9 protein-coding genes and 1 pseudogene are annotated in these 19291 nt (G+C 68.9%); 3 read left to right on the plus strand and 7 right to left on the minus strand.

What is annotated here, in order from left to right; translation table 11 throughout:
• From M4J07_RS22220 to M4J07_RS22245, 6 genes and pseudogenes are all read right to left on the minus strand, one after another.
• Positions 1-367, minus strand: a 367-nt coding sequence (locus M4J07_RS22220; protein ID WP_255974619.1) for an RDD family protein, incomplete at its 3' end; no start/stop codon positions are given.
• 572 nt (positions 368-939) lie between these two features.
• The gene (locus tag M4J07_RS22225) at positions 940-1476 is read right to left on the minus strand and encodes an SMI1/KNR4 family protein (RefSeq protein WP_255974621.1); all 537 of its coding nucleotides are present in this window, start codon (positions 1474-1476) and stop codon (positions 940-942) included.
• 71 nt (positions 1477-1547) lie between these two features.
• Positions 1548-1850 carry a hypothetical protein gene (locus M4J07_RS22230; RefSeq protein WP_255974623.1) on the minus strand — a complete coding sequence of 101 codons (303 nt, stop codon included), beginning with the start codon at positions 1848-1850 and terminating at the stop codon, positions 1548-1550.
• Positions 1851-2620: 770 nt separating this feature from the next.
• Positions 2621-2804: pseudogene (locus tag M4J07_RS22235) on the minus strand (transposase); the annotation flags it as partial.
• Between the two features lie 157 nt (positions 2805-2961).
• The gene (locus tag M4J07_RS22240) at positions 2962-3615 is read right to left on the minus strand and encodes a hypothetical protein (protein ID WP_255974625.1); all 654 of its coding nucleotides are present in this window, start codon (positions 3613-3615) and stop codon (positions 2962-2964) included.
• Between the two features lie 67 nt (positions 3616-3682).
• Positions 3683-11431, minus strand: a complete 7749-nt coding sequence (locus M4J07_RS22245; RefSeq protein ID WP_255974681.1) for a DNRLRE domain-containing protein — start codon at positions 11429-11431, stop codon at positions 3683-3685.
• 1330 nt (positions 11432-12761) lie between these two features.
• Here M4J07_RS22245 and M4J07_RS22250 point away from each other — a divergent pair.
• The 3 genes from M4J07_RS22250 (at position 12762) to M4J07_RS22260 (ending at position 18419) form a co-directional block, all read left to right on the plus strand.
• The gene (locus M4J07_RS22250) at positions 12762-13268 is read left to right on the plus strand and encodes a hypothetical protein (protein WP_255974626.1); all 507 of its coding nucleotides are present in this window, start codon (positions 12762-12764) and stop codon (positions 13266-13268) included.
• A gap of 152 nt (positions 13269-13420) precedes the next feature.
• Positions 13421-15592 carry an FG-GAP-like repeat-containing protein gene (locus tag M4J07_RS22255; protein WP_255974628.1) on the plus strand — a complete coding sequence of 724 codons (2172 nt, stop codon included), beginning with the start codon at positions 13421-13423 and terminating at the stop codon, positions 15590-15592.
• Between the two features lie 112 nt (positions 15593-15704).
• Positions 15705-18419: an N-acetylmuramoyl-L-alanine amidase gene (locus M4J07_RS22260; RefSeq protein ID WP_308284763.1), complete on the plus strand. Its 2715-nt coding sequence runs from the start codon at positions 15705-15707 to the stop codon at positions 18417-18419.
• 198 nt (positions 18420-18617) lie between these two features.
• Here the strand turns inward: M4J07_RS22260 and M4J07_RS22265 are convergent, their stop codons facing one another.
• On the minus strand, positions 18618-19283 hold the full coding sequence (locus M4J07_RS22265; RefSeq protein ID WP_255974630.1) for a hypothetical protein: 666 nt from the start codon (positions 19281-19283) through the stop codon (positions 18618-18620).
• Between the last annotated feature and the right edge of the window lie 8 nt (positions 19284-19291).

Raw genomic sequence — 19291 nt, forward strand, 5'->3', positions numbered from 1 at the left:
CGCTCAAGGTGATGGCGCTGACGCAGGCGATGGTGAGCGGTGTGACGGTGTACGTGACGAGGTTGGCGAGGTGCCGCAGCACGGCCTTCCCGTACGGCAGCCGGCCGTCGCCCCCGTCGGCCCGCACCACCTCAAGACCCATGACCCGTTTGCCGATCGTCCCGCCCCACCGCGCGACGCACACCGGCGAGTACCCGAGCGCGCACACGATGGCCCAGACCACAGCGGTCAGCCGGAAGACGAGCCGCCCCTGCCCGGCGGAGGGATCGACCGTGTCGAGCAGCGGATCGAGCCCCCAGACCAGCGGCCCCACGATCCACACCACGGCGACAGGTATGTCGATGACGACGGCGAGCATCCGCCGCATGAGACTCCCCGGCGAACCCGGACCGCCCCCGGACGTCAGGAGCCCGCGAGCGGGCGGCAAAGGCCCCAGGCCGTCACCGGCCGACGTGATCCCCAGCATGCTCGCCCCTCACCCACCACGTGCCCCACCGCTGCCCGACCGGCCGGTTATACAGCAGCCGTCGCGCCGCAGGCCACCATCGGGACATAGCGGCGGAACCCTCAGCCGCGCCCGGGAGGCAACTGCGGGCCCACTCGTTCTTGCGCTTCGGGTCGACCGCGTCGAACACCGCGACCCGCCGCCCCAGATCAACGAAGAACGACGCCGCACAGCGCCCACCGGTCACGGCTTCCGTGAAGTCGTCGCTGTCCTTCCATTCGTCCGACGGACCCGGCACGCCCCTGCCGTCCTGTCCCAGAACGTCGGTGGCCCACACCACGCTCGTGAAGGCCCCCACTCGGGGAACCGGTCGGCAACCGGTTTGCGGTCGCGCCGCAGGACCCCGTCCTCGCTCCCCCGCGAGCAGCGCCTCCCTCCTCCAGGAAATCCCCGGGGGCGACCGCTGTTCACCCGCTCCTGCGGACCGTCACCGGTCAGCCGACGCGGTCACTCAGCCCCTTCACGTCCGGGGCGTCACCGGGAAAGTCGCCGGGCATGCCGGGGACGTCGATCGTGTGGCCGTACACGCCTGCCAGGAACTCGACGACCCCGACGGGGAACTCGATCCAGTCCGCGTTGTCCGTGCGGACGACCACCGGCCAGGCGTCCGGGTCCGCGGGGCTCGTCCTCCAGCAGAAGACGTCACCGCTGCTGGACTCCGCCCAGGCGATCAGACCTCCCGGCTGCGGATAGGGGACGTAGTCCTCCATGTCCTCCATCTCGTAGAGGTCCTGGAGGATCTCGTCTTCCTTGCCCTCGGCCGCCCAGGACTCCTCGCCGCCGGGGCGCGGCAGGGACACCGTGAGGAAGTCGCCGATGGACAGCACCGGATACGCCTCCGCCAGTGAGCGGAAGTCGGAGGGCAGCGGCGTTCCGAGGCCCGCCTCCAGCGCACCCCAGTCCACTCCGCGCCCACCGGGCAGCCGCCACCGCGTCATCCCCGGAAGCGCGCCCTCCAACCTTTCCAACATGCGGCTCTCCCTTCCTGCTTCGCCGGCGGGACCGGCACGTTCCGCTACGACTGCCACTGACGCGGCGGCGATCAGAGCTGTCCGGAGACGCTGATCACCCGGTAGACACAGGCAGCGACGATCGCCACGCAGACGACCTTGGACAGTCGCCCTCGCGAGAGCGTCGTCATCGCACCGACCGCGGCGGCCGCGGCGAGGGTCACGCACACGACCGCGCCGAAGGCTCCGTCACTGTCGTGCCGGCCGGGAAATGCCGCCGGGTTGTCCGCCTCCACCGTCATGGCGAAGCTGAACACCGCGAGGAACACCGCAACCCCGTAGAGCGCCGCCGCCCCACAGGCTCTGGCCGAGGAACGCATCGCTTGTGCCGTCATCGCATGAGTCCTTCCAGCATCCCCCGATTCTGCGCGATGAGGGATCCGTACTGACCGGCAGCGGGGTCCGTCGCACAGAACCCCCGGCCACCGTTGCAGAAGGCCCCGATGTTCTTCACGTCAGTGCTGCTCAGTTCATTGCCTCGCCTCGTGCCCGCGACCGGGCGTGTTCACGCCCGGCAGGCCCCGCACAACGCCTCGTCCGCGACCGGCGTGAACAGCCTTGCCTGCACGTGCCCGCCCCTCGCACTCCCGCATGCGGGCTACGCGCGGCCCGACGGGCTCCGGCTCCCGAGCCCGGACGGCGTCAGCGGGCGCGAGCACCGCGACCGGTATGTCGATGACCACGGCGATCATGCGCCGCATGGGGCTCCCCGGAGACCCCGGCCGGTTTCCGGAGGCCCGAACTCCTCTGACGAACTCCTCAGGGATGGGAGCGGCGACCTTGGAACCGCTTCACCACCCGGGACATGTACAACGGCGCCCTGTCGGACATGAGCCTGGGCGCCGACCCGTACACCAGCAACCGCTATGCGTTCGCCGCGGGTAATCCCAGCAGTCGCATCGAGTACGACGGTCACATCACCGAGGAATGCGCCTCCGGTCTCATGACCGGCTGCACCCAGGCCCGGGTTGTAGTCACGGAAACCCATGTCGTACGTACCGGACTGGGCGTCCCACCGCTTGGCGTTGAACCGGTAGGAGTTGTAGTCCTCGCCGGCCGGGTCGGCGGCGTTGACCTTGACGACGTAGACCTACCGCTGCCGCCGGACGCCGGCCTTGTTCCCGTCCCGCAGCCGGCGCCAACACGTCATTCCGGAGCCGAAGCCAAGCTCCTTGAGGGAGAGGTTCCCACTGGATGTCCGTGTGCAGGACATTCAGGATCCCGCGTAGGACCTCCCACAGGCCATCCGGCACGATCCACGGTGAAGTCCCCCACGGCCCGGACAACACCCAACTCGCCTACGAGACACGGTCACCCGGGGCAGATCTACCTCATTGTGTCAGCCGCTCCCAGTGACCAACTCGTGCCGGCCTCCTGCGACCGCGACGCCTGGTGCACGGCGAGCCCTTCACGTTGCCTGGGGATGCGACCAGTTCCCTATCCGGTTCAGTTCGCCTTCGGCGGCGCGGTGGGAGATGCGGTCATGCGCCGCTCCGTCCATTCCCGATAATCCCGCCGAAAGGTGTCATCCAACTCGGGCGCCGAGAGGAGCACCTCCTTCTGCTGGGCTGTGTAGTCGTCGACCATCAGCACCAGCTCGGACTGGATCGCGCCCCAGCGCCGGATCGAAGGAGACCGCGACGATGTAATCTCCGCCAAGAGCTCGGGCCGCTCCAGCAGACGCTTCATCCTGGGAAGCTCGTCCGCCTCCAACTGGCCTGCGAACCCTGCACCTACGGCAGGCCTGTTGCGGCCGCCGAATGCCCAGCGGGCGCGGGCCAGGCCGGGAGCCGTCGGGGCGTGCGCAAAGGGGGGCGGGGGCAGAACGGAGTACGCGGCAAGCACGCCTGATGAATCAGCCGGCGGAAGCCCGGCGTCCACATGCTGCCTGTTCAACCACGCCCAGTACGGCTCAGGAACGAAGGAACAGGTGGCGAAGAAGACGCACGCCTCGGGATCGATCCGAGTGGTCGAGAAGGTCAGGAATGTCGAATCTCCGGATTCATTCGTGAATTTGTATTCTGTCCCCTTTTTCTTGAATCCCGCCGCACTCAACTGAGGAGTTGCGTACTCCCGAAGGAAATCACCAAGAATCGTCACCAATAGCCACCATGATAGAGAAGGGCCGAGCCCTCGCGAATGTATCATGCGAGAGCCCGGCCCGACATCACGCAGCCAGAATGAAGCTGGTTCCCGCAACGACTGTCGCCGCGGCGGCCTCTTCAGGTGCCAGCGCTATCCCTCCGCCCACCACCAGAACGACGATGGGGATAAGCATCGGATCGAATCCCCCCGAGCTGGACTGCGGCCTTGTCCCCACGCCGGGCTGATACACCGTTCCCGGGTAGGCTCCGGGGCCAGGACCGGCCGAAGGCTGCGGAGTGTTGTTCTGCAGCGCTTTTCGAGCCACCGCCATCGGGCTGTTGTTGTAGATGTTCTGGAATTTTTTGTTTGATTGCCGTCCGTAGATGACGGCTCCCTCTTCGGGGCCCATTACCTTGTCACCGTTTCCGACGTCGTAAGGGCCGCCCATCATCCAGCCGAGAACGGCCTTCTTGCCCTGCGAACGCAGCCGGTTCACATACCACTGCGCCTCGGGTACGGCTTTGTTCGCGTCACCGGCCGATTTGACCTCCCAGACGTAGTAGACATCCGACTTGGCGTCATATCCGAGAATGTCGGGTGTCCCGTAACTGCAGTCGGGGACTGCGAGACCACGGTTCCCACGCACCTTTCCGCGATCACCATTGCGGGGGTACATGCATTCCTTGTTGGCCCCCGCGATCTTCGTGGGCGGAAGTACCTGGAAGTCCGTCGCGCCGGCGCTGGCCGCCTGTGCCTCGATCTCCAGGATCGCCCGCGCCTGGGCCTGGTCGTGCCGCGACGTCTTGTTCCCGTACTTTCCGGGCAGCGCGGCTGCGGCGAATCCGACGTCCCAGCCACCGGCACTGTTCATGCGGCACGTGGCTCCGGGCTCGTTGCAGTCGGCCGGACGGTGCCCATCGAGTTCGACGAAGCTGGTCGGGTTGCCTCCACCGAACGCGTAGCGGTTGCCCGTGAACGGGTCCGCGCCCAGGCCCATGTCCGCGAGCGCCCCGTTGTACATGTCGCGAGTGGTGAACCTGTTCAGACCCGGACTGTAGTCACGGAAGCCCATGTCGTACGTGCCCGACTGCGCGTCCCAGCGCTTGGCGTTGTACCGGTAGGGGTTGTACGCCTCCTTCGTGGGGTCGGTCGACTCCGGCTTGTCGATGCCGGTGAACTCGGACTTGTCGTCGGCGCCATAGGCCGTGTAGCCGTAGGTGGCCTTGGCGTCACCGTTCCTGTCGGTGACGGTCTCGACGTCGGTGTGGCTGTTGTAGCCGTAGTAGCCGTCCTCCGTCGTTCCGTCGCTGTTTCGCTTGACCTGGGAGAGCCGCTGACCCCAGGGGCTGTACTGGTACGACTTGGTCAGCTGGCCGGCGACCTTCTCGTCGAGGACTTCACTCGACAGGCCGAGATAGTCGAAGTCCGTGGTCCTGCCGTCCGCGGTCTTCGACGCCGTACGGTCCAGCGGGTCGAAGGTGTATGTGGTCGACTTCAGCGCACCCGTGTCATCCGCCTTCTGAGACTCGACGACATGGTCGAAGCCGTCGTACACGCTCCGTTCGATGACCTTGCCGCCCGATGTCACGGACTCCTGACGCCCGAACGGGTCGTAGGTGTAGTTCGCCGGCGAGGAACCTGACGAGGTGACGCTCAGCAGGCGGTTGCGGTCGTAGTCGAATGTCGTGGAGACTCCGCCGACCGTCTGACTGACGACGTTCGCGTTGTCGTCGTGGACGTAGGTCTCCGTCGACGCTCCGGTGCCGGTCTTCACCGACTTCGCGAGCCGGCCGACCGGGTCGTAGCTGTAGTCGGTGGTGGACTCCAGGTAGGACGCGCGGTTGTCGGCGTTCATCTTCTTCGCAACATCCTGAGCCTTGTTGCCGTTGGCGTCGTAGGCGTAGGTGTGCGAGGAGACGAGCGTGCCTGATCCCTTCCTCTCCGTGGACGACTTGAGCTCACCGTTGGCGAAGTACCCGTAGTCGACGGTGTTGTCGTTGGCTTTGGTCTCCTGCAGGGTCTGCCCGCGGTCCGTGTACGTGTACGAGCTGACCTTCGGCGAGGCGTCCGTGGACGCCTTGCCGATCGACACCGTCTTGACCAGCTCGCGCAGGTCGTAGGTGTACTTGGAGAACTGGTCGGGGTGCGTGACCGTCTCCGGCTGCCCGTTGGCGTCGTACGTGTACGACGTCGCCTTCTTCTCCTGGCCGGCTAGTGCCTCCGTGACCTTCTGGACCTGGTTGAGGCCTGTGTAGGACACGGTGTACGCGTCGACCTTCGCGCCGGACGATGTGTCGTCGATCGACGTGAGGTTGCCGTTGACGTCGTACGCGTAGGCGAAGGACCTCTTCTCGTCGTCCGTGACACCTGTGGTGTCACGGACCAGCTTGACCGCGTCCGCGACGGCGATACCGGCGCTGCTCTGGTCGAGCTTCAGCTCGGTCTTTTCACCCTGCTTGAGGCTGTACGAGCCGAGTGACACCCACGTCCCGGTGCCGGCGTTCTGGTCCCTCGTCACCGCGGCCTCGGCGATCGTGCCGTGGGTGAGCGTGTACGTGGCCGCGGTCGTGGCGCCCGTCACCTTCGGGAACTTCACGTACGCGGTGTACGTGCCGTCTGCCGGGACGCTCAGTGTCCACGTGTACGCGTCGGTGCCCGTGGCCGCCGCGTGGGTGCGATGGTCGTAACCCTGCTGGCCGGTGAGGTCGCCCTTGGCCCAGGTGCCTGTGGCGGACGTGTTCTGGGTGTCGGAATTGTCGGTCAGGACGACCGACTTGCCGACCGGAACACCGGCGTCGGCCTTGGACTTGAGGGAACCGTCCGGGTAGTAGCTCCACGTCATGGTGCGGTCCGAGGATCCGCCGGCCGAGGTGAGCGTGCGCTTCGTCTGCTTGCCCAGGTCGTCGTACTCGTACGTGGTGGCGATGTCCCACGGGTCGGTGGACTTCTTCGGCCAGCCGTTGTCGAAGTACTCAAAGACGGTGTCGTTGCGGACCGTCTCGCCCTGCGACGGCGGCAGCGAGGTCTTCGCCACCCGGCCGACGGCATCGTAGGTGGTCTCCGTGTACACGTCCGCCTTGTTGTAGCGCGCGTCGCTCGGGTCGTAAGGCTGATACTGGCGCTTGGGGCGGTTGAGTTCGTCGTAGGTGGTGCGGGACGCGAAGTCGTCCGCGTTCGACGTCGCGGTACCGCGGGGCGTGATGACCTTGGTGGTGTTGCCGACCTGGTCGTACTCGAACGTGGAGGTCCGGTAGGTGGTGCCGTCGTAGGGCACCTTGACCTCGGACTGCATACCCCGCTCGTCGTAGGTGACGGTCGAGGTGTTGTTCTCCTGGTCCGTGGAGGAGGTGACGAGACCGTCGCGGTCGTAGGACTGCTTGGTGAACTGACCCGCCGCGTCCGTGACCTGGATGACTCGGTGGTCGAGGTCGTAATCGGTTCTGGACGTGAAGTCCGTGGTGTCCGGTGACGCGTTCTTGGTCGGAGCGATGACCTTAGTGACGTTGCCGACCGTGTCGTACTCGTAGGAGATCCTGCCCTGGTCGGCGTTGACCACGGAGCTGAGCTGATACAGCTCGTTGTAGTTGTTCGTCGTGACGTAGTCGGTGGCGTCGGAGGTGGTCACGACGCCCTTGGGCTCCGTCGTGCTCCGCAGGTTGCCGACCTTGTCGTAGGTGTACGTCGACGTGCGGGCAGCTGTTGTGTTGTTGTTCGTCGGCGCGGTTGCCGACGTGACCTGGTCCGCGTCGTCGTACACCGCCGTCGACACAGCTCCGTTCGGCGCCGTCGACCTGGTGACGTTGTCATTGGCGTCGTACTCCGGCGCCGGTGTCGTGACCAGTACGCCTGCGGCCTGGTCCTTGGGCGCGGTGCTGACCAGCGCCCGGCCAAAGGCGTCGTAGGTCTGCGTGACCTTCTTGCCCAGCGCGTCGACGACCTCGGTGACCTGGCCGCGCTCGTCGTAGACAAACGTCGTCGACTTGTTCAGCGCATCGGTCATCGTCCGCGGAAAGCCCGTCGGCCCGAAGTCGCTGTTCGTGCCGGCGTGCCCGTTGGCATCCGTCACCTTGGTCAGCTGGCCGTACGCGTCGTACTCGTACGACGTCGTGTAGTCCCCGGCCGTCGTCGTGGCGACGCCCTTCGGGTCCGTAACCGTCTTCAGGTTGCCGTACGCGTCGTACCCGAACTGCCACGTGCGGCCTTCCGGAGACGTCTTCGTGAACAGGTCGGCCGCAAAGCCATCGAGGCGCGTCTGGTACGTGTACCGCTGCGAGTCTGTCGGGAACGAGCCCACGGCGCAGGCAGACTGATCCGGAACGCCGCTCTTGTTGTGCTCGGCGTCGCGCGACCACAGCGGGTAGCCCGTCTTCTGGTCGTAGCAGTACGCGGTCTTGGCGCCGTTCGCCTCCTCGACGTAGGTGACATTGTTGTCGGCGTCCCAACTCAGCTTCGAGGTCTGGGACTTCGCGTTCGTCGTCTGCGCCGGACGCCCGAAGTCGTCCGTCACGTACTTCGTGGTGCGCGACTCCGCATCCGTCACCGTCGCATCGACGAACTTGGTGTTCGTGGCGTTCACCGCGTACGCGAAGCCCGTGGTGCCACCGACGCGATCAGTGATCGTCTTCGTCCACCAGTGGTACTTCGGATCGTCGCCGAGCGACGGAGCGTGGTACGCCACCGAGGTCGAGTTGCCACGCGGGTCGGTGGCCTTGACCAGTTTGACGTTCTTGTTGCCCTGGGTGGCGTCATAGGTGAACTTGAAGGCTTTCGGCTGTTCAGAGCCGTCACCGTCGACGAACTGGCCGAGCAGACCCTTGTCGGTGTAGAAGAACGAGATCTTTCGGCCCGATATGTCCGTCATGGACTTCATGTGGTCGTAGATCTTGGAGTTGCTGAGCTTGGTACCGGTGACCTTTGCGCCCGTGTCGTCGATGTACTCGTACGACGCGTCGCCCTTCGCGTAGTAGTCGACCGTGAGCGACTTCCGGCCCGCCGGGTCGGTGATGTACGTGAGGAACTTGGTGGGCTTGTTGTTGGACTTGCGCTCCTCGTACGTGTACGTCTGCGTGTTGCCGTTCCTGTCGATCGCGGACGTCAGGTAGCCGTCGCAGCCGAAGAGGAAGCGGGTGCCGTCCGGGCGCGTGAACGTCCACGCGTCCGGCACCGGGTCCTTGTCGGGGGTGCAGTCCAGGCCCGACTTCATCGTGACCTTGTAGTGGACGCCCGCGGGAGCCTTCCAGCTGCCGTCCGCCTGCTTGGTGAAGACGTGGGTCGTGCCGTCACCGTCGGGCAGCCGGATCTCGGTCGTGTTCGCGCTCGGGTTCGGGTGGAAGTCCACCGGAGCGCCGAGCCGGATTGGCCCTGCCGCCTGCGCTGACCATCCCGCACCGGAGACGGCGTCCGAGGTGTCCAGCGAGTTGTACGAGACCCGCGCGAAGGTGGTCAGACCGCGGCCCGGATTGGTGAACGCGTCGTAGGACCAGACAGAGTTGCCGGAGGCCAGGTTCGTCATGACCGTCGAACCGGCACCCGTGTTCTTGCCCGTGTACGAGTAGAACTTCTCCAGGCCGAGTGTGTTGGAGGTCGGGTCCTCCACCGCCACGTTCTGCTTCAGGGACGGGATGCCGCCGGTGCCCGCCGACAGCCAGGTGCTGTCGGAGACCTTCTGGATGTCCCAGCCGAGGACGTACTCGGTGCGGTGGCTGCCGGAGTCCGAGTTGATCGGCGTGTTGACCTTGGCCTGGACCGTCGTCGACTGGCCGGGCAGGAGGGCCGGGACCGCCGTCTTGATCTGGTTGCCGCCGGTCGTCATGTCCGTGCCGTCGGGCAGCTTCCAGGTGTAGGAGAGGACCCGCTCACCGGACGCCCACGCGGCGTTGGTGGTGTTGGTGACCGTGAAGTCCACGGTGTACGTGGAGTTGGGGGTCATCCGGGCGGGGGTCTGCGGCGCGTAGTACGTGTTCTCCGTCGTGGCGTCGACGTAGATGACGCGCAGCATCGGGCCGAGCTGCTGGTCCTCGCCCTCGGAGGAGAGGAAGAGGGTGCGCTCCTGCGGGCCCGTCGTCGTCTCGTCCTTGAGCTTGAGCAGGGCGCCCTTGTTGCTGGACGGGGTCTTCACCCAGCCCTGCGTCATGGAGGTGGCGTCCCACCAGTGGCGGCCGACCTCGGAGACCTGGGCGACGGTGTCGGAGACGGTCGCGCCGAAGTCACCGCCCGCCGCCGTCCAGGCCGTTGAGGACGTGGCGTTGTTCCAGGTGGCCGTCGTTTCGTCGAAGTCCTTGTTCAGGCCGTGGAGTTCGTAGATCGCGCCGTCGGTGTCGGTCGTGGTCTCCGCGCCCCACATGTAGAGCTTGGAGTCGAGGACCGTGGCCGTCGAAGGGATCGACGACGTCGGGAACTTCAGCGTGGTGCGCGTCTTGCCGTACGTGCCCGAGTTGTTGCCGACGCTCAGCCACTTCTGGCCCACGCCGAACGACTGGATCGCGTCCTGGTTGGTGGTGGGCTGCTGGGAGGAGAGCGTGGTGTCGGTGACACCGCCGGCCGTGCCCTGGACGATCTTCATGGTGCGGCCAGCCTTGGGGACGCCCACGACGCGGGTCGGCGAGCCGATGACGGACCCGTCCTTCGTCTTCACCGCGATCTGGTAGTAGTACGACCGGCCGATCTCGCTGGAGGAGGAGTCCGGGGTCGGCTTCGCGGTGGTGTCCGTGTAGGCGGTGGTCGCCTTGTCGATGGGGGCCACGAGGGTGGCGGCGCTCGGCGTGAACGTCTGCTGCGTGGAGCGGTGCAGCTGGTACTCGACGATGTCGTTGGCCGTGTCGCCGGTCTTGTTCGAGTACGCCGACCAGGACAGCTCCGGGCCGGTGTCGTGCACGACGGTCGGGGAGTTGAGGGCCGCGCCGATCTTGCCGTAGGTGACGGTCAGGCGCGGGTAGCTGGCCTCCTCGCCGCCGTACGAGGTGCCGTCTCCGGCCTCGTAACGCGGGCCGCCGGTGAGCGTCGAGGCGACCGTGTCGTCCTTGGCCTGGAGCACGAAGCCGTTGTTGGTGGCCGTGCCGGAGACCCACTTCTGGACGGTGTCGGTCACCGCGAACTTGTGCCAGGCGTTGTACTCGCCGGTGTTCTTGACGATCTGCGCCGGGTTCACCAGACGGATCGAGTCGGCGATGTTCCGGGTCGTGGAGCTGCCCGTGTCACCCAGGACCACCTTGCCGGTGTTGCCGCGGCTGAAGTAGTACTGCGTGCTGCTCAGGGCCTTCCACGCGGCGGCCGTACCGGTCTGGTTGACCGTCGCCGTCGCGGTGCCGTCCCGGTGCGTGATCGTGTACGGGGCCGCGGTCGCCGCGTCGGTCGCGGGCGGGTAGTGCGCCTCGATCCGATACGAGGCGGTCTCCGGGATCACCGGCTGGTAGGTGTACGTCTCGCCGGTCGCGGTGTTCTTGTTGTAGGCGAAGTCGTCGTTGGTGGCGGCGCCGCCGGTCGTCGTGGCCTTGGGCCACTCGCCGACCGCGGCCGTGCCCGCGTCACCGTCGTCGATCTGGTACGTCGTCCCCGACAGCTCGCCCGACAGGGTTGAGGTGTTGGACCACGTCGCCGTCGACTCGTCCCAGGCACCGGTCGCCCGGTGGACCTCCATGGTGACGTCGTTGGCGTTGGTGGTGTGCGTCTGGTCGTAGTACATCTCCAGACGCGCCGTGTCGATCTTCGTGCCCGACGGGATCTCGTTCAGCGGGAACTTGATCAGCGAGCGGGCGATACCCGTGTCGGTCTTGCCCGCCGACAGCTTCCAGGTGTTGTTGAAGTTCGCCGTCGGCTGGTCGGACAGCACCATCGTGTCCTGCGACTGGGCCGCGGACGGGGTGATCGTGATCGTCGGGTCGATCGTCACCGGGTACCGGCGCTTCGACGACGCCAGCCACTTCGCGTCCGGCGTGACGACGATCTTCCACTGCTCGCCGTCACGGACCAGCTTCTGCTGCACCTTCGGGCTGTAGGCGAGCCCGTACGGCGAGTCCGCGTCCTTGCGGGTGTCCGTCATGTACGCGGCCGGGATCGTCATGACCGGCGTGTTCGGCAGCTCGCCGTACAGCGCGATCGAGCCGTCCTTGCGCGCCTTCGGGGTGAGACCGCCGGCGGTGTTCAGCGTGAAGGTGTAGGAGACCGGGCCCGTGGGGGCCTTCGCCAGGACGATGTTCTCCTTCACCCGGCCGGGACCGACCTCGTACTGCAGGTCGGCGCCGCCCGCGGCCACGTCCTTGTACGTGACCGTGGAGCCCTTGGCCGCCGGGGCGAGGGACGTGGCGTCCACGCCGTCGAGGCCCAGGGTGACGGCCGGACCATCCGTGCCCGCCTGGAAGCGGAGCACCTTGTCCGGCTCGCTGCCGAACCAACTCCGGCCGGAGTTGCTGGTGTTGGCGAAGTCGAATCCCTTGGCGTCCGTCGCCTCGACGCCCGTGTCGATCGACTTCCAGCTCTTCTTCCTGCCCTTGCCGGTCCCGTAAGCCGTCGGTATCGCCGACACCTCGGCCTGGATCCGTCCGTCGGACAGCTCCCAGAACCGCGCGTGCTCGGTGCGGCGCGCGGTCAGCTCGCGCACCCGCTTCGCCGGGGCCTTCTTCTTGGCCTTCGGCAGCTTCTCGCGGCTGGGGATCGCCAACTTGCCACCGGTGGGCGGCTGTTCGCTGTCCTCGTCGTCGTCGGAGAACCAGCCCTTGACGGTGTCGACGACCCCCTTGTCGTCGTCTCCGCCGCCGGACGGCGGCGCGGCGTACGCCAGCTGTGGCACCGCCGTACTCACCACCGCTGAGACGACCAGGCAGGAGATAAATCTCCCGTATCGGACTTTCACGTCCTGATGTCCTTCGTTTTTTGGCACGCCGAATAGACCGGACGGGCTTCTCCCGGCCGGCTGCGCACCTCCTCATAACGGCGCGATTTCTAATCACTTCAAAGGGACCCAGTCAACCGATCGGCGAAATCGGGCAGTCGGCTCCAGATATCCGCAAAGAGCGGCCCGGCAGAGCAAAACAGCAGGTCATTGCAGGCCGAACTGTCCTTTGCCGATCACGGAGAAGTCCTTTTTGTCCGCACAGTGGAAAGAGTGCACAACCATGCGATATAACCGCCCGGCTCCGCTGCCTACCGGAAAGCCGAATGCCGACATGACCTCGACCGAGACAAAAGAACCGACGCCCGAACCGGCGGAATCGGAAGAAAAGGGCGGAGCCGCCGCGTCCACCCGCTCGGTCGACCGGCGCGGCATCGCGGCGGGCCTCGCCGTGTTCGCCGCCTGCGCGGGCCTGGTGGTCTACGGCGTCCTGAACACCGACGAGGAACCCGCGAAGCCTCCGGTGCCGACGGCCGCGGTGACGTACGAGGTGACCGGCAAGGGCTCGGCGGACCTCACCTACCAGGCGCGCAGCGAGATGGGCACGGGCGTGGTGGTCCACGACGCCGCGCTGCCCTGGAAGAAGACCGTGCGCGTCCCGCTGGGCGAGGCGCCCACCATCACCGTCGCGCTCGACGGCAAGGGCGGCGAGGCCCGGTGCCAACTGGCCGTCCGCGGCAAGCACGTGCAGACCGCGACCGCGTTCGGCACCTACGGCCGCGCCACCTGTCAGGGCGAACTGGCCGCGCCCGAGAACACCACCGAGGGGACCGCGCAGTGATCCACCCGCCGCATCCGGTACGCCGGGCCGCCACCCGCACCGCACTGGCCGCCGCCGTCGTGCTGAGCTGCGTCGCCCTGTCGGGACAGCAGAATCCGCGACTCGCCGGAACCACAACTCCCCTACGCACAGGCGTTGTTCACACGGTGCCCGTGCCCGGGTCCGATCCGGCGCGGCGCGTCCTCGCCTCCCGCGTCACCGCGCCCTTCCGGATGGTCGGCGTCACCTGGTCCGACCCGCAGGCCACGCTCGACGGCACGGTGCGGGTCCGTACCCGTGACGCCGCCACCCGGCAGTGGTCGCCCTGGCGCACCCTCGAACTCGACGTCCACGCACCGGAGTCAGGCCCCGACCGCGCGGCCGACGGAGTGCGCGGCGGCACCCAGCCGCTGTGGGTCGGGCCGTCCGACGGCGTCCAGGTCGAGGTCAGCGGCACACGGCTGCCCGCCGGGCTCCGTACCGAACTGGTCGACCCCGACGGCGGGGCGCCGACGCGCGGCACGCGGACCGAGCCGGCCGCGTCCGTCGCCGGACAGCCGTCCATCACCACCCGCGCCGGGTGGGGAGCCGACGAGTCCCTGGTCGCGGACCCGCCGACGTACACCACCGACACGAAGGCCGTGTTCGTGCACCACACGGCCGGCACGAACGACTACACGTGCGCCGAGTCCGCCTCGGTGATCCGCGGCATCCTGACGTACCACGTGAAGTCGAACGGCTGGAACGACATCGGCTACAACTTCCTCGTCGACAAGTGCGGCACGGTCTTCGAAGGCCGGGCGGGCGGCGTCGACAAGCCGGTCTACGGCGCGCACACCTACGGCTTCAATACCGACACCAGCGGCGTCGCCGTGCTCGGCGACTACAACACCGCCACCTCCACCGCGGCGGTGCGGGACGCGATCGCCGAACTGGCCGCCTGGAAGCTCGGGTTGTACGGCATCAACCCGTCCGGCTCGCTCGTGATGGCGGCGGGCGCCGACAACGGCAAGTACACGCAGGGCCAGTTGGTGACGATGAACCGGATCTCCGGGCACCGCGACGGCTATCCGACCGAGTGCCCCGGCACCAATCTGTACGGCGACCTGCCCGCCCTGCGCACGGCTGCCGCCGCCCTCAACTCCCGCTCCGTGCACGGCGACACGAACGGGGACGGGCGCGCGGACCTGGCCGCGGGCATCGCCGGAGCCACCGCGAACGCCCACCCGGGAGCCGGCCAGGTGACCGTCCTGCCGGGCGCCCGCACCGCCCCGTACGCGGCGAACAAGGCCGTCCTCACCCAGGAGAGCGAGGGCGTGCCCGGCGGCTCCGAGGACGGCGACGGCTTCGGATCCGCCACCGCCTACGGCGACTTCGACCACGACGGGTACACCGACCTGGCCGTCGCCTCGCCCGCCGAGGAGGTCACCGCGGGCGCGAGCGACGAAGGCGGGGTCAGCCTCCTGCGGGGCTCGGCGAACGGCCTCACAGGACAGGCCGGGATGATCAACGAGCCGACGGCCGTCCGGACGAGCGGCGCCCGCTTCGGGTCCGCGCTCGCCACCGGCGACTTCGACGGGGACGGCGGCGACGACCTCCTCGCCGTGTCGCCGGGCTCCGGCCGGGCGTGGACCGTGGACGGCACCGACCGCGCGTTCTCGGCGCCGCTCGCGCTCGCGGACGGGCCGGTCGAGGAACCCGCGCTGGCCACCGGCGACTTCGACCACGACGGATACACCGACGCGGCCCTGACCTTCCGTACGGCGTCGGGGGCCCGGCCGCTGGTCGTGGCCCGCGGCTCCGCGTCAGGACTGCGCACCGGTGAGGCGGTCACGCTCGACGGTCAGGGCGGGCAGGCGCTCGCCGCCGGTGACGTCGACGGGGACGGCCGCGCCGATCTCGTCGTCGGGCGGTCCGACCCCGGGGACGGCGGACGGCTCACCGTGTTCGGCGGTACGGCGGACGGGCTCGCCACCACCGGCACCGAGGTCGGCGTGCCGGCCGCAGCCGGGGCCGGTCTCGGGTCGGCGCTCGCCGTCGGCGACACGGACGACGACGGGTACGCCGACATGCTGGCCGGCGCCCCGGGTGCCGGCCACGGCTACCTGCTGCGCGGCGCGGCCGCGGGGCTCGGCACGGAGCCCGCCGCCACCTACGGCGACGGGGACCCGGCCGACCGGTCCGGCGCGGCCGTCGCGCTCGCCGACCACGACGGGGACGGCACGGCGGACGCCGCCCTCGGCGCCCCGGGCAGCGAGTCCGTCGTCGCCGACGGCACCACGTACGGCCCGGCCGCGTTGGGCACGGCGACCGGCGCCGGCGCGGGAGCGGAGATCACCCAGTGACGTACGACACATCTGTGCAACGTGTGACGTTCCTCGACGGTCTTTCGCTGAACAGAACATCTACCCGCGGTTCACGCGGGGTTTATGTGGACTTCTTCAAGGGGTGGGGCATTTGAGCCCGCGACATTCGCGCGGAAAGGCTCAGGAAACGCGCGCCGCGCACGCGTACAAGCCGCTGACTCTCAAGCGGCGAGCGTGGATCACGGTCGGTGCGGTCGTCCTCGGCGGGGCCGGGGTGACGGCCTACGCGATGGCCGATCCGGGCGGTGCCGACACGGGGAACCCGGCGACGTTCCGGGCCGCGTCCGTGCACTCGCTGGACCTGCAGACGAAGGGCGACCGCAAGGTCGTGCCGCAGAAGTCGACGCAGCAGTTCAGTGCCGTCTCGGTGACGTGGAAGAACCCCGAGGACAAGATCGACGGCACCGCCCAGTTCCGGGCGCGCGACGCCGAGACCGGTGACTGGGGCTCCTGGACGACGCTGCCGAAGGAGACCAACGACGCCGACGGCGACGAGCGCGAGCGGTCCGCGATACGCGGCGGCACCGCGTCGGTGCCGACGAAGACCGACTCGGACGGCGTCGAGGTCCGCGTGATCGACGCCGACGGCAAGGCGTCCGACCTGCCGTCCGGCATGGACGTCAAGCTGATCGACCCGGGCACCGGCGCCGTGAAGGGCAAGAACGCCCGGTTCGAACCGGCCGCGTTCACCGCGGAGACGACGCCCCCGGCCGAGACCCCGAGCGCGAGCACGTCCTCGGAGGCCACCGAGTCCGCGACGCCGACCGCCCCGGCCTCCGCCACGGCCCCCGAGAGCTCGGCCCCGGCCTCGTCCCCCGCGGACACGGCCTCGCCGTCGCCGTCCGAGACGGTGCCCGAGGCCCGCCCCTCGACGGTCGTCAAGCCGCGGATCATCACGCAGGCGCAGTGGGGCGCGGGCACCAACTACGACGGCACTCCGGTGTACGACACGGAGATCAAGGCCGCCGTCGTCCACCACACCGGCGTCGACTCGGACAACCAGGTCCCCTGCTCGCAGTCCGCCAAGCGGCTCCGCGAGATCCAGCAGGACCACATCTCCAAGGGCTACTACGACATCGGCTACAACTTCGTGGTCGACCGCTGCGGCCAGATCTTCGAGGGCCGCAGCGGCGGCATGGACCTGCCGGTCCACGGCGCCCACGACTACGGGTTCAACACGGACACCGTCGGCATCTCGTACATCGGCAACTTCGAGAAGATGCAGCCCACCAAGGCCGCGCTCGACTCGATCGCCCGGGTCGTCGCCTGGAAGTTCGGCCAGTACGGCATCTCGCCGAGCAGCTCCGTCACGCTGACGTCCAACGGTGACCTGGGCGTCGACGGCAACAAGGTCCCCCTGGGCACGACGAAGACCCTGCCCCGCGTCTTCGGCCACAAGGACACGAACAACACGGCGTGCCCCGGCGCGAACCTGTACCCGAAGCTGGGCCGCATCGCGACGCTCGCCGCGACCCCGGGCATCTCGCACTCCCTGCCCTCCCAGAACGTCATCGGCGACGCCACGCCCGACATCGTCACCGGCATCCCGAAGGGCGCGAGCGGCGGTCAGATCGCCATCATCCCGGGCGGCACGTCCGGCCCGACGGCCACCGGCAAGAAGCTGATCTCGCAGTCCAGCCCCGACGTCCCGGGCGCGGGCGAGAGCGGCGACGAGTTCGGCGCGTCCACCGCCACCGGTGACGTCAACGGCGACGGCTACACCGACATCGTCGTCGGCCAGCCCGGCGAGGACGACACCACCGGCCACAAGGACCGCGGCGCCGCCACGATCCTCTACGGCCCGAACTTCACCACCGGCCTCGGCCTCAACCTGGACGGCAGCTACGACCTGACCGGCGCCCGCTTCGGCTCCGCCGTGGCCGTCGGCGACTTCAACGCGGACGGCACCGCCGACGTGTTCGCCGCGTCCACCGGCGTCGGCGGCACCTGGATGGCCCGCTACGGCGACGGCTGGGACACCGACTCCACCATCACCACCGGCGAGGCCAACCTGTCCTACGCGGACGCCGCCTCCGGCGACTTCAACCAGGACGGCTACGCGGACGTCGCGCTCAACTACCGCGACGGCACCGGCATCGGCCGGGTCGTCTGGTACAAGGGCGGCGCGAGCGGCCTGCGCAAGGCCGCGACGCTGACCGTCAAGGGCGGCCGCTCCATCGGCGCCGGCGACATGAACGGCGACGGCGTCGACGACATCGTCATCGGCCAGCCCTACACCGCCGAGTCCGGCGCGGCCGCGGGCGGCCAGGTCACCTTCGTCAAGGGCGTGGCCGGCACCGGCCTGACCGCCACGGGCGCCAAGGTCATCAGCCAGTCCACGTCCGGTGTCCCGGGCGCCGCCGAGGCCGGCGACGCGATGGGCGCGTCGGTGGCCGTCGGCGACTACAACCTGGACGGCTACGCGGACGTCCTGACGGGCGCCCCGAACGAGGACATCACCCGTACCTCGAACCGCTCCAACGCCGGTACGACGCTGCTCCTCAAGGGCTCGTCCACCGGCCTGACCGGCACCGGCTCGATCGCCGTCACGCAGGACACGGCCGGCATCCCCGGCTCCACCGAGTCGAACGACAACCTCGGCTCGTCGGTGGCCCTCGCCGACCTGTCCGGCTACGGCCGCACCGACCTGGTGATCGGCACGGCGGGCGAGGACGCGGGCAACGGCACCCTGATGTACGTGCCGAGCAACTCCAGCGGTCTGGGTCTGACCTCGGCCAAGACGTTCAACAACACCACGGTCGGCAGCCCGGCCGGTGCCCGCCTCGGGACCAACCTGGCCCCGTAGCAGGCGAGTTCAGCACGCAAGGAGAGGGCCGTGGGGGCCGAGCGCCCCCGCGGCCCTCTCGCGTGCGGTCCGCGCCCGCCGACCCCGTGCCCGATTTGTGCGGTCGCTTGCGCCGGACGGTGCGCATGGGTTACTCCGGACACCCCGCGGGCCCAGGCCCCGGCCGTCGGAGGGGGCGGCCGGGTCCGGCCCGTGGCCTCACGCGTCGCGGGCGTCCGGCTCGAACGACAGGGTGACGAGGCGGCCGCCGGGCAGGCCGTGCGCGGTGAGCGCGAGACGGACGACCGGGCAGTCCTCGATCTGGTTCGTCCGGGACGGGTCGCAGGTGTTCAGGGTCGACAGGCTGTCGCCGCGGCAGACGGCGTCCGCCGGAACCTCCACGGCGAGGTGCAGGTCGTCGCCCCGCGTGAAGCGGTACGTGCCGTCGCGGCCGGGGCGGACCGGTTTCGACGCGGGGCCGGTGACCACGCGCACGGCGAGGCCGCGGGCGCTCGCGGTGCGGCCCCGCCCGTGCGGCCCGTAGACGTCGACGGCGGCCCGCAGCGCGCTCAGCCGCAACGGCTCGGGGCCGGGGGCGAGATGGGCGGAGACGGTGTAGCGCTCCGGTTCGTGGGCGCGCGGGTCCGGGCCGTAGTAGCCGTACGCGCCGATGGTGAGGCGGGCCGATCCGTCCGGGGCGCCCGTCGACCGGCCCGGAGTGCCCGTGCCGCAGCCGGGGCCGCCGCCCGGCAGCGCCGCACCCCACTCCCGCGCCCAGTGGGGCTGCCCGATGCCGAGCGGCTCCGCGGGCCGCAGCACCGCGAGGGCCACCAGCGCGGCGACGGCCGCGACCACGGCGAGGGCGCGCCCGGACGGACGCCCCACCTCGTGCA

The organism is Streptomyces longispororuber (assembly GCF_024448165.1).
Lineage (GTDB): Bacteria > Actinomycetota > Actinomycetes > Streptomycetales > Streptomycetaceae > Streptomyces > Streptomyces longispororuber_A.